The 14,603-nt window shown below is 45.0% G+C and carries 13 protein-coding genes; 8 read left to right on the top strand and 5 right to left on the bottom strand.

What is annotated here, in order from left to right; translation table 11 throughout:
- The first annotated feature begins 10 nt into the window (after nt 1-10).
- The 5 genes from iolD to olsF all read left to right on the top strand — a co-directional run bounded on the left by iolD (nt 11) and on the right by olsF (nt 7,287).
- Nucleotides 11-1,861, top strand: a complete 1,851-nt coding sequence (iolD, locus tag DFP80_RS17180; protein ID WP_113918046.1) for a 3D-(3,5/4)-trihydroxycyclohexane-1,2-dione acylhydrolase (decyclizing) — start codon at nt 11-13, stop codon at nt 1,859-1,861.
- A 29-nt stretch (nt 1,862-1,890) separates the two neighbouring features.
- Nucleotides 1,891-2,790: a myo-inosose-2 dehydratase gene (iolE, locus tag DFP80_RS17175; RefSeq protein ID WP_113918045.1), complete on the top strand. Its 900-nt coding sequence runs from the start codon at nt 1,891-1,893 to the stop codon at nt 2,788-2,790.
- Nucleotides 2,791-2,846: 56 nt separating this feature from the next.
- The gene (locus DFP80_RS17170; RefSeq protein WP_113918044.1) at nt 2,847-4,349 is read left to right on the top strand and encodes a CoA-acylating methylmalonate-semialdehyde dehydrogenase; all 1,503 of its coding nucleotides are present in this window, start codon (nt 2,847-2,849) and stop codon (nt 4,347-4,349) included.
- Nucleotides 4,350-4,419: 70 nt separating this feature from the next.
- Nucleotides 4,420-5,358, top strand: coding sequence for a sugar ABC transporter substrate-binding protein (locus DFP80_RS17165; protein ID WP_113918043.1), 939 nt, complete (start codon nt 4,420-4,422; stop codon nt 5,356-5,358).
- Between the two features lie 198 nt (nt 5,359-5,556).
- On the top strand, nt 5,557-7,287 hold the full coding sequence (gene olsF / locus DFP80_RS17160) for a bifunctional ornithine lipid synthase OlsF (RefSeq protein ID WP_175020631.1): 1,731 nt from the start codon (nt 5,557-5,559) through the stop codon (nt 7,285-7,287).
- A gap of 10 nt (nt 7,288-7,297) precedes the next feature.
- Here the strand turns inward: olsF and DFP80_RS20715 are convergent, their stop codons facing one another.
- Nucleotides 7,298-7,444: a hypothetical protein gene (locus DFP80_RS20715; protein ID WP_158601373.1), complete on the bottom strand. Its 147-nt coding sequence runs from the start codon at nt 7,442-7,444 to the stop codon at nt 7,298-7,300.
- Between the two features lie 371 nt (nt 7,445-7,815).
- Between DFP80_RS20715 and DFP80_RS17155 the strand changes: the two genes are divergently transcribed.
- The 3 genes from DFP80_RS17155 to betA all read left to right on the top strand — a co-directional run bounded on the left by DFP80_RS17155 (nt 7,816) and on the right by betA (nt 11,576).
- Nucleotides 7,816-8,121, top strand: a complete 306-nt coding sequence (locus tag DFP80_RS17155; protein WP_113918042.1) for an isoamylase early set domain-containing protein — start codon at nt 7,816-7,818, stop codon at nt 8,119-8,121.
- 296 nt (nt 8,122-8,417) lie between these two features.
- Nucleotides 8,418-9,875 (top strand): betaine-aldehyde dehydrogenase, encoded by a 1,458-nt coding sequence (gene betB / locus DFP80_RS17150; protein WP_113918041.1) that lies wholly within the window; start codon nt 8,418-8,420, stop codon nt 9,873-9,875.
- Between the two features lie 33 nt (nt 9,876-9,908).
- Nucleotides 9,909-11,576, top strand: a complete 1,668-nt coding sequence (gene betA, locus DFP80_RS17145; RefSeq protein WP_113918040.1) for a choline dehydrogenase — start codon at nt 9,909-9,911, stop codon at nt 11,574-11,576.
- Between the two features lie 167 nt (nt 11,577-11,743).
- Here the strand turns inward: betA and DFP80_RS17140 are convergent, their stop codons facing one another.
- The 4 genes from DFP80_RS17140 to DFP80_RS17125 all read right to left on the bottom strand — a co-directional run bounded on the left by DFP80_RS17140 (nt 11,744) and on the right by DFP80_RS17125 (nt 14,577).
- Complete coding sequence (locus DFP80_RS17140) at nt 11,744-11,950, bottom strand: hypothetical protein (RefSeq protein ID WP_113918039.1); 207 nt, start codon at nt 11,948-11,950, stop codon at nt 11,744-11,746.
- Between the two features lie 47 nt (nt 11,951-11,997).
- The gene (locus DFP80_RS17135; RefSeq protein WP_113918038.1) at nt 11,998-12,267 is read right to left on the bottom strand and encodes an EF-hand domain-containing protein; all 270 of its coding nucleotides are present in this window, start codon (nt 12,265-12,267) and stop codon (nt 11,998-12,000) included.
- Between the two features lie 96 nt (nt 12,268-12,363).
- Nucleotides 12,364-13,041 carry a response regulator gene (locus DFP80_RS17130; RefSeq protein WP_113918037.1) on the bottom strand — a complete coding sequence of 226 codons (678 nt, stop codon included), beginning with the start codon at nt 13,039-13,041 and terminating at the stop codon, nt 12,364-12,366.
- Between the two features lie 3 nt (nt 13,042-13,044).
- Entirely contained in the window at nt 13,045-14,577 is a 1,533-nt protein-coding gene (locus DFP80_RS17125; protein WP_113918036.1) for an ATP-binding protein, read from the bottom strand.
- Nucleotides 14,578-14,603: the final 26 nt, after the last annotated feature.

Raw genomic sequence — 14,603 nt, 5'->3', positions numbered from 1 at the left:
GGGAATACACATGACAACAATAAAACTGACCATGGCCCAAGCCGTCATCCGATTTATGATGGCGCAAAAGATTGAAACAGACGAAGGCACTAAACCCATGTTTGCCGGAGTTTGGGCGATTTTCGGTCACGGCAACGTCGCCGGACTTGGTGAAGCGCTTTACCATGTAAAAGAGACACTTCCAACGTACCGTGCCCATAACGAACAAGGTATGGCCCACGCTGCGATTGCGTTTGCTAAGACCAAAAACCGTCAGCAAATGATGGCGTGTACGGCCTCAGCGGGGCCGGGTGCCGTCAATATGGTGACAGCAGCGGCTGTGGCACATGTTAACCGTCTGCCTGTGCTATTTTTACCAGGTGACACCTTTGCAACACGTATGCCAGACCCCGTTCTGCAACAAGTTGAAAATTACCATGATCATACACTGACATCGAACGATTGTTTCCGTCCAGTCAGCCGTTTCTTTGATCGTATTACGCGTCCAGAACAATTGTTGACATCCTTGCCACAAGCTATGCGTGTACTAACGGACCCAGTTGAATGTGGCCCTGTCACCTTGGCTATGCCACAAGATGTGCAAACTATGGCGTTTGATTTTCCAGAAACGTTCTTTGAAGAAAAAGTACATCGTTTACGTCGTCAGGGACCGGATGCCTTTGAATTGGCACAAGCCATTGACGCCATTAAACAGGCAAAAAACCCCGTGGTGATAGCGGGTGGTGGCGTGCATTACTCTGGCGCAATCGAAGAGTTGGATCAGTTTGTCTCAGCGCTGAAGATTCCTGTCGGTGAAACTCAAGCAGGGAAAGGCGCCCTTCCTTGGGACCACACACAAAACATGGGCACCATCGGTGTTACCGGTGCAGGCTCAACCAACCGTCTTTGCCAAGAGACCGATTTAATCATTGCCATCGGTACTCGCTTAGGCGACTTCGCTTCGGGTTCACGTTCATTGATCAACCCTAAGGCCAAGTTGCTGTCTCTGAACGTGGCGTCTTTTGATGCCATCAAACACAAGGCTGTGTCGTTGGTCGGAGATGCAAAACTGACGCTACCTTTATTGACCGAAGCATTAAGTGACTATCAAGCCGATGGTGCTTGGATTGATCGCGCAGAAACCGAGCGTCTGGCATGGAATAAAGACGTCGATGAAGCCACACGAGATCGTGGTACGGATTTACCGAGCGACGGAGAAGTGGTGGGAGCGGTTAACCGTGCTGCCGGCGAAAAAGACATCGTAGTATGTGCCGCAGGTGGTTTGCCAGGCGAACTACAGAAACTGTGGCGTACCCGTTACAGTCGTGGCTACCACATGGAGTACGGCTACTCCTGCATGGGTTATGAGATAGCGGGAGGTGTCGGCACCAAAATGGCGGCTCCTGACTCGGAGGTATTCGTTATGGTTGGAGATGGCTCTTACCTAATGATGAACTCCGAGATTGCCACCTCTGTCATGTTGGGCCTAAAAGTCGTTTTCGTTGTACTAGACAACCGCGGCTACGGTTGTATCCATCGCTTGCAACAGTTCTGTGGCGGCCCGGGGTTCAACAATATGCTCGAAGACTGCTTAACAGTCGAAGATGGCGCTCCAAAAACGGACTTTGTCGCACATGGTAAAGCACTGGGTGCCAAGGGTGAAAAAGTAGCTAACATTCAAGAGCTTGAAGCGGCACTTGAACGAGCAAAAGCGTCTCCGATTAGTTATCTCATCGAAATTGATACCGATCCCGCCATTGTTACGGAAAGTGGTGGACACTGGTGGGATGTTGCTGTGCCAGAAGTATCAGAGCGTGAGCAAGTACGTGACGCTCGTAAAGTATATGAAGAGCATAAAGCTCGCCAGTTTAAAAACCTTTAATGCCCACTATTTTTGAGCGGAGAATAACAATGAGCGTTCGTATAGGTATTAACCCTTTATCATGGACCAACGACGACCTGCCTACTCTTGGCGCGGATACAACATTGGAAACATGTTTAACAGAAGGCAAACAAGCGGGCTTTAGCGGCTTTGAATTGGGACAGAAGTTCCCACGTGATCCTGCTGTATTAGAGCCGATTTTAAAAAATTATGAATTAGACCTAGTGTCAGGCTGGTTCAGCGGTGAGCTTCTTACTCGCAGTGTGGAGGAGGAAATCGAAGCCATCAAGCCGCATTTACACCTACTCAAAACATTAGGCGCTAAAGTGATGGTGTACTGTGAAGTGACCGACTGTATTCACGGTGAAATAGACACGCCGCTGTCACACCGCCCTCGCCTTACAGAAGAGCGCATCGCAGAGTTCGGCAAGAAACTGACTCAAGTAGCGGACTTCACGTTGTCTGAAGGCGTTCAGATTGCATATCACCACCATATGGGCACTGTGATTCAAACAGAGGAAGACGTCGCCCTTTTGATGAAGCATACCGGGCCATCTGTCGGGTTGCTGCTGGATACAGGACACATGACGTTTGCAGGCGGTGATCCTTACGCCGTACAAGAACGCCATGCGGACCGTATTAATCACGTCCACTGCAAGGATATGCGTAAAGACATTTTAGCCGATGCATTGAACCGCGACTTACCGTTTTTACGGGCGATGTTAAACGGTACATTCACCGTTCCAAGTGATGGTTTCATCGATTACGGTCGTTTATTTAAACAACTTAAAGCAAGCAACTACTCTGGCTGGTTAGTCGTTGAGGCCGAACAAGACCCTTCGGTTGCGCACCCTTTGACTTACGCGACTAAAGGCGCAAATGGTTTGAAGCAATTCTGCCAAGATGCGGGTTTAGATCTGATCAACTAATTTCGTGAATGTCACCTTTTGACAAATAAAGGCGACGCCAACAAAAAGGTAATGTAATGGAAACGTTAGGAAACTTCATCAATGGCCAGCATGTGGCTAGCCAAAGTGGCCGCCTAGGCCCTGTTTATAATCCAGCTACGGGCGCACAAAGCCTAAATGTGTCTTTATCCAGCGCAGACGAAACACGTGATGCCATCGCTGTTGCGGAGAAAGCCTTCGAAACATGGCGTAAAGTGACACCTCTTAACCGTGCTCGCGTATTGTTTAAATACAAAGCACTGCTAGAGCAACATGCTGACGAAATCGCTGAGTTAATCACCAAAGAACACGGTAAAGTTTTCTCTGATGCTAAGGGTGAATTAACACGCGGCCTTGAAGTCGTTGAGTTTGCTTGTGGCATTCCACACCTGCAAAAAGGTGAGCACAGCTTAAACGTAGGTCGCGGCGTAGACAGTATGTCTTTGATGCAACCATTAGGGGTTTGTGCGGGTATCGCACCGTTTAACTTCCCTGCGATGGTTCCTATGTGGATGTTCCCTGTCGCCATTGCTTGCGGTAACACCTTCATTATGAAGCCGTCTGAAAAAGACCCTTCTGTACCTTTGCGTCTTGCTGAGTTGCTAACAGAAGCAGGCCTACCTGATGGCGTCTTTAACATCGTTAACGGTGATAAAGAATCTGTAGACGTTCTACTGACAGACGAACGTGTTCAAGCCGTGAGCTTTGTCGGCTCTACGCCAATCGCTGAATACATTTACTCTACGGCCTCCGCGCACGGCAAGCGCGTTCAAGCATTAGGTGGCGCGAAAAACCATATGATCGTCATGCCAGATGCTGACCCACAACAAGTTGTGGGCTCACTGATGGGTGCCGCCTTTGGTTCTGCAGGCGAGCGCTGTATGGCAATTTCTGTTGCTGTCTGTGTCGGTGATGACGTAGCGGATAACTTGATCGAAAGCCTAAGCAAAGAAATCGATGGCATGCGTGTGGGTCCTGGTCTGGGCCTTGCAGACGAAGCACACATGGGCCCTGTCATTTCGAAGGAACATTGCGCGAAGATCAAAGATTACATCGGCGTCGGTATTGAAGAAGGTGCGACCATCGTTCGTGATGGTCGCGAGTTCGTCGTAAAAGGCCATGAGAACGGCTACTTTGTTGGCCCAACATTGTTCGACAATGTTAAGAAAGGCATGCGTATTTACGAAGAAGAAATCTTTGGTCCAGTGTTGTGTGTGGTCCGTGCTGAAAGCTACGCACAAGCGGTGGAAATGATCAACTCTCACGAATACGGTAACGGTACCTCTATCTTTACACGTGACGGTGATACCGCTCGTCAGTTCTGTGAAGAGATTCAAGTGGGCATGGTCGGTGTTAACGTTCCTATCCCAGTACCGATGGCGTTCCACAGCTTCGGTGGCTGGAAGCGCTCATTGTTTGGACCACTTCATATGCATGGTCCAGATGGCGTTCGTTTTTACACTCGCATGAAAACAGTGACCGCACGCTGGCCGACAGGTCTACGCGCTGGTAACGAGTTCTCCATGCCAACAATGAAGTAATCACATTTTGTCCGCTGCGCTCACTGTGAGCGCAGCATTCTTCTAAAATAACAACACTAGGAAGAACATCATGAGTACATTCAAAGCACTAACCCTAAGTACCAGTTTGATTGCAGCTTCGTTCGCATTACCTGCACAGGCAGCCAACATAGGTGTCACGATGACATCCTTTGATAACCCTTTCTTAAACATTTTGATTAATGGTATGAAGTCTGCGGATCAATCAAATGACGATATATCACTACAGTTTGAAGACGCTAATATGGATATTGGTCGTCAGTTAAATCAAGTTCAAAGCTTTATTGCAAGTGGTGTCGATGCCATTATCGTTAACGCTGTAGATGGTGACTCAACTATGGCCATCACACAAATGACCGATGAAGCAGGTATTCCTTTAGTTTATGTAAACCACCCGCCCATCGATATTGATCAATTGCCTGATACAGCCAGTTTTATTGGTTCAAATGAACTAGATTCAGGCACATTACAAACAGAAGAAGTATGTCGCCTTTTAAACGGTAAAGGGAATGCTCTTGTCATTATCGGGCCTCTCGAAAACCATTCTGCGTTAACACGCACCAAAGATGTCGAAGAAGTATTGTCTCGCCCTGAATGCTCTGGCATTAAAATACTAGATAAACAAGTTGCAAACTGGTCGCGTACGCAGGCCTACAACCTAATGACAAATTGGATTACTTCTGGAATCGAGTTTAACACTGTCATTGCCAATAATGATGAAATGGCAATTGGAGCCATCCAAGCTATTAAGGCATCCAATCTAAACATCAACGATATTATTATTGCTGGAATTGACGCAACATCGGACGGTTTGGCTGCAATGAAATCTGGAGAATTGAATATTACAGTTTTTCAAAATGCTAAAAAACAAGGTCAAGTTTCTGTTGAAACAGCCTATAAAATGGCTCAAGGAGAAACTGTCGAACGCAACCTTTGGATTCCATTTGAATTAGTAACACAACAGAACGTTTCCCAATACTCTTCAAAGTAGCGGGATCACCCTAGCTCAGTCGCGGATTGTTTATTGTCTGACTCTCTAGTAAGCGGCTATTTAGCCCACCTTTTGGTGGGCTTTTTTTTATTCTGCGCTCATTCACATATTCGCCACATAACCGTCACGACGTTGTCATATTAACGCCCTACTCTCATTAATAAGATACCTAAAAGCTTATTAGAGCGGAGCGTCACCGTGATACAAGTCGAGCAAATGATTGCCAGTAAATCTCCTCAGTTTTTTGATAAAAGCCCACTGATCACTCGCCCAACGTTAAGCGTGCTAAAGCGCTTATTCCACGAAAGTGAAGTAAACCAATTCCTGGAAAAAAACCACGGCTGTGTCGGCTTCGAATTTATTGATCGAGTTCTGGATCACTTCAACTTTAGTTATCAAGTAAGCCAAGTTGATCGTCGAAACATTCCCGCCAGCGGCCGGGTAATGATCATTGCTAATCACCCTCTTGGCGCATTAGATGGCCTTGCTTTACTTAGGTTAATCGGTGAAATTCGCCCAGACGTGAAAATCGTCGCGAATGATTTGTTAATGGGCTTTGATGGTTTAAAACAGCTGACTCTTCCTGTCGACAACCTCGGTGGAAAAACCGGACGCCAGCAACTCAAAGCCATCATGAGCTGCCTACATAACGAAGAAGCCGTGATTATTTTCCCAGCAGGCGAAGTGTCTCGCATGTCGCCAAGCGGCGTAAAAGATCAGCAATGGAATCAGAACTATCTAAAACTGGCGCAAAAGACCAACAGCCCATTATTGCCCGTTCATATTGGTGGTCGTAACTCCATGCTGTTTTATACCAGTTCGCTTTTATATCGCCCACTATCAACCATTCAGCTCGCTAACGAGATGTTTCGTCAACGCAACCGTAAAATCCCCATGCAAGTTGGCCAAGCTATTCCGATTCAAGAACTGGCTCAACTGCCACTAAGTGATAAAGAAAAAAACAAACTGGTAAAACGTCACTTATACCGTATCGCTAAAGGTAAAAAGCCGCTGTTAAAAACCGAAAAAACGGTTGAGCACCCACAGAACAGACAGATGATCAAACAAGAGCTCAAGGTTGCTGAACACCTTGGCAGCACCAAAGACAATAAACAAATTTACCTGTTTGATTATGATCCGATGTCAGTAACAATGAAAGAGATCGGGCGCTTACGCGAAATCGCCTTCCGTAAAGTCGGTGAAGGCACAGGTGAACGTTCAGATTTGGATAAATTCGACCAATACTATCGCCACCTGATTCTATGGGATGAAGAAGAACTGGAAATTGTTGGCGCTTATCGTATTGGTGAAGTTGCACGCTATATGAAATCAGATACACCAAATCGCATCTATAGCGCTGAATTATTCCAATACTCTTGTGATATGGAGCCTTATTTCGAGCAAGGTATTGAGCTAGGGCGCAGCTTTATTCAACCAAAATATTGGGGCAAACGCAGCTTAGATTATTTGTGGTACGGCATTGGCGCTTACTTAGATAGACACCCTGAAATTCGCTACATGTTTGGCCCCGTGAGTCTGAGCAACAGCTACCCACAAGCAGCAAAAGATTTCATTGTTTCTTTTTACAAGCTCTATTACGCCGACAAAGAACACTTGGCGCGCTCTTTTACGCCTTATCAAATCAACGCCGAACACGCTGATATTATTTCAGCCATGTTCAGCGGTGATAATTATGACGAAGACTTTAGAACACTAAAAGAGCAGCTCAGCCACTTCGGCGCCAGCGTACCAACACTGTTCAAACAATACAGTGAATTATGTGAAGCAGGTGGAGTTCGCTTCTTAGACTTTGGAGTCGATGCCGACTTTGGCTACTGTGTGGACGGTTTAGTCCTAGTAGACCTAAATACAGTAAAAGAAGCGAAAAACAAACGTTACCGCGGTCACAACGATGGCACTCAAGCTTGAGTGACTACCTTTAATCGTGATGATGTTCACGATAATGGCGACTGTGGGAGTGATGGCTATGTAAGTGGTCATCATCATGTTGTTCCGGGCGTTTAAAGACAACCAGATACACAATCTTAACGACTAACATTATGCTTAATACAATAAGAACGATCATTTGAATATCCATAAAACACCTCGTTTTTTTTGTTGGTGTCATTTGAGTATAGGGCATGAAAACCGTTTTGAGTGTGAACGAGTGTGAATTTACGTCTTAAGTTTGTATTGATGTGATAGGCCCAAAAATAGCGCATTTAACATCATGAAAAACACTAAGATGGACCAAAAAGATTAAATAGCAAGCAAATAAAAACATCTTTTATCTTACAAAATAATCAGTTGAAAAATATGGCGTAACCTTTGCTTCGTTGCTAAAAAGCCTGTTTAAAATGCTTTTTCAAAGATTAATTTAAAGAATTCGTTTCATCTACCGTCGGGCTTGTGTCGTAGCCTTACACATTTGTCTATCGCTAAACCATGGAGCTGGAAATGATTGAAAAAAACTATTTGAAAACCAAACCCGAATGCAAAGTAAAATTCACATTACCTGCTGACATCATTGGAGATGCCAAAAGCGTCGCTGTGGTTGGCGATTTTAATAATTGGGACTGCAAAGCCAACCCAATGAAAAAACAGAAGTCAGGTGTTTTTGCCTCAACTCTAAACCTGGATATAAAAAAATCTTATCAATTTCGATATGTTCTAGACGACACAGAATGGTTAAATGATGAGATGGCGGATGCCTATGTTCCAAGCCCTATAAGCTACGACACAAATGGTGTCATCAGCTTATAAAAGTGATTCGCTACTCACATAAAATGCGTCTTACTTATAGACTTTAAGCCAAGACGCTCACCTCTGCTAACCTTACTTTGAGGGGGCTTATACACTTAATCTCCCAAAGATTTGATCAGTCACTTTCTTCCTAGTACACCACCCTTTTTTGCTCCAAAACTACTAATTCACGGATTCGAGCTGCAATTTATAGTCAAAATCTGTACAATTGTTTTTATTAAACGCGCGTTTAATAAAAACTCAAATACCTCAACGACTCGAAACTGAGCGCTGAAACAGACATAAAGAGGCACATCATGGCACATCAGCAGCAATACATTCATGGCCGCTACCATGCATCCACCAGCGGTGAACACTTTGAGACAATCAACCCAGCTACCGGCGAAGTGATTGCAACAGTAGAACACGCAGGACAAGCTGAATTAGATGCTGCTATTGAGTCTGCAAAACAAGGTCAAAAAGTATGGGCAGCAATGAGCCCAGTTGAACGCGGACGCATTCTTAAAAAAGCCGCTGATCTATTACGCGAAAATAACGAGGAACTTGCTCGTCTCGAAGTACTAGATACAGGCAAACCACTGCAAGAAGCCATTTGCGTGGACATTCAAACTGGCGCTGATGTGATCGAATATTACGCAGGCCTAACTGATAAGATTCAAGGCGATTACCAAGATCTTGGTACTGGTAACTTTTTCTACACTCGCCGCGAGCCACTTGGCATTTGCGCTGGTATCGGTGCGTGGAACTACCCTATTCAAATCGCCATGTGGAAATCTGGCCCTGCGCTGGCTGCAGGTAATGCGATGATTTTCAAGCCTTCCGAAGAAACACCGCTTACAGCACTGAAACTAGCGGAAATATACACGCAAGCAGGTTTACCTGATGGTGTTTTCAACGTCATTCAAGGTGACGGTCGCACAGGTCAAATGATCACTAACCACCCTGGCATAGACAAGGTGTCCTTCACTGGCGAAGTTGGCACTGGCAAAAAAGTCATGACAGCGGCTGCGCAATCGTTGAAGCAGGTAACCATGGAGCTTGGCGGTAAGTCGCCAATGATCATTTTCCCTGACATGCCAGTAGATCAAGCTGTCTCAGCGGCGATGTTGGCTAACTTCTATACACAAGGCGAAGTGTGCACCAACGGTACTCGTGTTTTTGTTCACGCAGACATGCTGGATGCTTTCACTAAAGAACTAAAAGAACGCACTGAAGCCATGATCATTGGTGATCCAATGGATATGGATACGCAAGTCGGCGCGTTGATTTCCAAAGACCACATGCAAAAAGTTTTAGGCTATATTCAAGCAGCCAAAGACGCTGGCGCAACCTTGCTATGTGGTGGTTACCAAGTCACTGAAAACGGCTTAGACAAGGGCGCGTTTGTCGCTCCGACCGTCTTCACTGATTGCACCGACGACATGCCACAAGTGCGCGATGAAATCTTCGGCCCAGTAATGTCCGTACTTAGCTTCACTGACGAAGACGAAGTAATCGCACGTGCAAACGACACGAAACTCGGCCTAGCAGCGGGTGTATTCACCAAAGACTTTGCGCGTGCTCACCGTGTCATTGCCCAAATGCAGGCTGGTATCTGCTGGATTAACGCATGGGGAGCTTCTCCTGCCGAAATGCCAGTAGGTGGCTATAAGGAATCAGGTATTGGTCGTGAAAACGGCATCGAGACCTTGTACCACTACACACAAAACAAGAGTGTTTTTGTCGATCTGAACGACATTCAAAGTCCCTACTAAGCGAGACTCTTACTCAATTAAGCGAGATAAGTCATGGCAAACGAAACATACGATTACATTATCGTCGGTGCTGGCTCTGCAGGGTGTGTGCTGGCAGATCGACTAACAGAAAGTGGCGAAAACAAGGTATTGTTATTGGAAATGGGCGGCTCAGATAAGAGCGTCTTTATCCAAATGCCAACCGCCTTGTCTTACCCAATGAATACGACAAAATACGCATGGCAGTTCCACACGGACAAAGAGCCTGGCCTTGATGGTCGAGAAATGCATTGTCCTCGCGGCAAAGTATTAGGCGGTTCGTCATCTATTAACGGCATGGTCTATGTTCGTGGTCACGCTTGTGATTTCGACCAATGGGAAGAAAACGGCGCCAAAGGTTGGAACTACCAAACCTGTCTGCCCTACTTCAAAAAAGCTGAAACATGGAAGGGTGGCGCGGACTTATACCGTGGTGGCGACGGCCCATTGTCGACCAACAACGGCAACGACATGACCTACAATCCGCTTTACCAAGCCTTTATTGATGCTGGCGAAGAAGCTGGCTACGGTAAAACCGACGACTACAATGGTTATCGCCAAGAAGGTTTTGGCCCTATGCACATGACGGTAAAAAATGGTGTACGTGCTTCTACGTCTAACGCCTATTTACGTCGTGCTATGCAACGCCCTAACCTAACGCTAAAAACCGGAGTGCTCAGCCATAAAGTATTGTTCGATGGCAAAAAAGCCACAGGCATTGAGTTCAGCAAAAACGGCCAAACTCAACAAGCCACAGCCAATAAAGAAGTTATTTTGTCCGCTGGCTCCGTTGGTTCACCACAGTTATTGCAACTGTCTGGTGTAGGACCAAAAGACGTCTTGGAAAAAGCTGGCGTTCCTATGGTTCACGAACTGTCAGGCGTTGGTGAAAACCTGCAAGATCATTTGGAAGTGTACTTCCAGTACTACTGCAAACAGCCTGTAACGCTAAACAGCAAACTGGGCTTAATCAGTAAAGGTTTAATCGGTACTCGCTGGATGCTGTTTAAAACCGGACTTGGCGCGACTAACCACTTTGAGTCTTGTGGCTTCATTCGTTCACGTGCGGGTCTTAAATGGCCAAACATCCAATACCACTTCTTGCCTGCTGCCATGCGTTATGATGGTCAAGCAGCGGTTGAAGGCCATGGTTTCCAAGTACACGTTGGTCCAAATAAGCCAGAAAGCCGTGGGAAGTTATGGATCGAATCAGCTAATCCAGCAGCGAAACCGCGTATCTTGTTCAACTACATTTCGACCGAACAAGACAAGCAAGACTGGCGCGACACCATTCGCCTAACACGCGAAGTACTGCAGCAGTCTGCACTAGACTGTTATCGTGGCGATGAAATCCAGCCTGGCATGAACATCCAGAGCGATGAAGAAATCGACCAATGGGTAAAAGAAAACGTGGAGAGTGCTTATCACCCATCTTGTACCTGTAAGATGGGCGACGACAAGGATCCAATGGCTGTGCTAAACGAGCAATGCCAAGTCCGCGGAATCGAAAACCTACGCGTGGTGGATTCGTCTATCTTCCCAACCATTACCAACGGTAACTTGAATGCGCCGACTATCATGGTAGCGGAAAAAGCCGCCGATATGATTCTTGGTAAATCACCATTGCCTAGTTTAGAAGCGCCCGTTTGGATTCACCCCGAGTTTGAATCAAAACAACGTTAAGCTTTAGCGCCATAACTTAAAACGCCAAACGGATTCCTGTTTGGCGTTTTAAGTTAGAAGTTTCATCACATCCAACCCATCTCCTGAAAGAAAAGCTCTTCCATCGGGTTTTCAACGATCTACATCGCTTTCGTTTTCCATCAAATCGATACTAAATACCTTTAGCACTAAAACACATTATTAGAATAATCAGTACGATCACCTACCACAACATAACGATCAGACAGGCTCGCCAAAACAGAGCTGGTTGCCACACCCGCATTAAAATTCAACGCTAAAAAACCAAAAGGCGGACCACTATGTCCTCTAGGTCCGCCAGCACAACCAGCCAAGCTTAAACAGCAAGCAAGCACGAGAATTGAACGAAGTCTCATCTTTATCTCCCTAACCTGATAATACGCTATCGCTTTCAAATCACGGATTACGAACGCTTTTGTGGATGGCTTGGCGGTGCGGGAAGTTCGTCTTCTGTTAATGCCCCGCTTTTATCTAGATCCAATCGACCAAAATCATCAAGCAATGGACCTCTCAGCTCCTCTTTTGTTAAAAGTCGATCACCATTTTTATCCAGTTCTTGAAAAGAAGGTGGCTCTCTTGGAGGCTGTTCACTCGCCATACTACTTATAGAAAATAAAGCCAACGTAGTAGCAGTCATTACAGGCGCTCGTAACAGGGATAATAGTAGGGACATAACATACTTCCTTCCGTATTTTTAACAGACAACATTAATAATGGGATGAAGGAAGTATATTTTGAAAATTTGTATTTAATATGGAGATAACGCTTGTTACACGTCAAACTTATAGCCGACACCGTACACTGAACGAATACAGTCTGTCGATGGATCAACATCAGCCATTTTTTTGCGTAGGTTTTTGATATGGCTATCTATTGCACGATCAGCAACCACTCTTTGATCATTATATATATGATTCATCAACTGATCTCGACTGTAAATTTTTCCGCTATTTTTAAAGAGAAAAGCTAGAATTTTAAACTCAGCTGGAGTTAATGTCAGAACTTGTTGATGGTAAGTTACAGTCATCGCGAGATCATTAATGACTAAGTCTTTTTGCTCAACCAATGTAGAAACGTCATTACGACGAAGTATATTTTTCGCTCTCACAACAACCTCTCGCGTGCTGTAAGGCTTACAAATATAATCGTCTGCCCCCAACTCAAGGCCAATCAAACGATCAATTTCTTCTATTTTTGCGGTCGCCATCATAATAGGAACATGGCTAAACGTACGAATATCGCGATAAATATCCAGTCCACCTCGGTTTGGTAACATAAGATCTAAAATAATGAGATCTGGCATATTTTCTTTAACAAAGTCCACCACAAGAGCGCCATCATCTAAACTTTGAGCATGAAAACCATAATGCTCAAAGTATTCACAGAGAATTGCGGATAATGTCGGTTCATCTTCAACCACTAAGATAGACTTTTTTAAATCACTCACTTTTTACTCTCTTATCAATCTAATTTCGATCATTAATCCGCCTAAGGCAGAAGGTCTCGCTAAAATATTGCCGCCATGCATGATGACGATATTACGACAAATAGACAAGCCTAAACCTGAGCCGCCATATTGACGGCTGCGAGACTTATCTACACGGTATAAACGCCTAAATAAATTAGGTAGATGCTTTTCACTCACACTTGGTGAAGAATCCTCTACCCGCAAAATAAGATTATTTTCCAGTTCAATAATTGAAATAAGAATCTGTCCCGGTGCATCCGTATAGCGCAGACTGTTTTCTAACAAGTTTACATAAAGCTGCTCTAACGTTTTTTCGTCGCCTTTTATAAAAACCGCGTGATCCGGCTTAATCAGCTCTATACCCAATCCTTTTTCAATAACACGAGACTCAAATTGATGTATGACACGCTGTGTTAACACAGAAATATCAAGCTGTTGCACGTCCATCTGGTAAACACCAGAGTCAGTTTTTGACAGTAAATACAAATCATCAACAAGCCGTCTAAGCCCCATAACTTGATGATGCATCGAGTTAATTCGTTGTTCTTCAGGTTTACGAATACCATCTTGGATAGCTTCTAACTCACTTCGAAGTACAGCAATCGGCGTGCGTAATTCATGAGAAATATCAACTAGCCACTGCTCTCTGCTCTCTTTTTGCTTTTTCAAACTGCGACTAAGGGATTGGAAACTATCTGACAACTCGCCAAACTCATCATTACTCAGGCTCCCAAAGGAAAAGTCATAATCTCCCTCTGACAAGGCATTCGCCCCTTGTTTTAACCTCTTTAAAGGCGCCAAAAAATAACGCACTAAAAATAATGCAACGATTAAAGACGCCAAGCCTGCCAAGCCAATAATCCAAAACAGGTTACTTTGTTGCTGCTCATAGAATTGCGCAACTAAGGGGCCAGACAATAAACTTTTTTGTTCTAATACTAACCAACCTACCGTTTTTGAATTCACTTTGATCGGAACGTTTAACAATTCTGACGTCGCTTTTTTTTGCAACTGTGGCGCAGCGCCCACAATCCAGTTACGCTGCTCATCTGCCAAATATATTCGGTGACTAAGTGGACTTAACTCTTCCGGCATTCCAGAATCCCCTTGGGGTGGAGGAAACGGGCCTTGGCCAGGCCTTTGTGGGCCTTGAGGTGACGGTTCAAAACGACCGAATTCAGGTATAGGCCTTTGATGACCTTGAGGGGGCGGTTCAAAACGACCGAATTCAGGTATAGGAGCTTGCTGGTGAGGTGGCAAAGGACGATTAGGATCAGCAAACATTTCTTCCCATATCTCAGGCCGATCTCGTAATATACGCCATCCATACTCATTGGAATAATATTCGGCAATATCAGATGCTAATTCAACTACCTGCTTTTCTTCTTGTTGATTAAGATAGTTTTGAAATCCAGTCTTAAAACTGTGACTTACCAAAAATGCCATTCCAGTCACCAACAAAACGCTAGTCACAAAGAGTGAAATGAACAACTTAGTCACTATAGGGATACGCACACAGCTTCCTTATTCTCTATATGAAA

Origin of the sequence: Marinomonas rhizomae (assembly GCF_003315485.1) — a bacterium.
Taxonomy (GTDB): domain Bacteria; phylum Pseudomonadota; class Gammaproteobacteria; order Pseudomonadales; family Marinomonadaceae; genus Marinomonas; species Marinomonas rhizomae.
The sequence above is the reverse complement of the archived record's forward strand: the minus strand, read 5'-3'. Positions and strand labels throughout refer to the sequence as shown.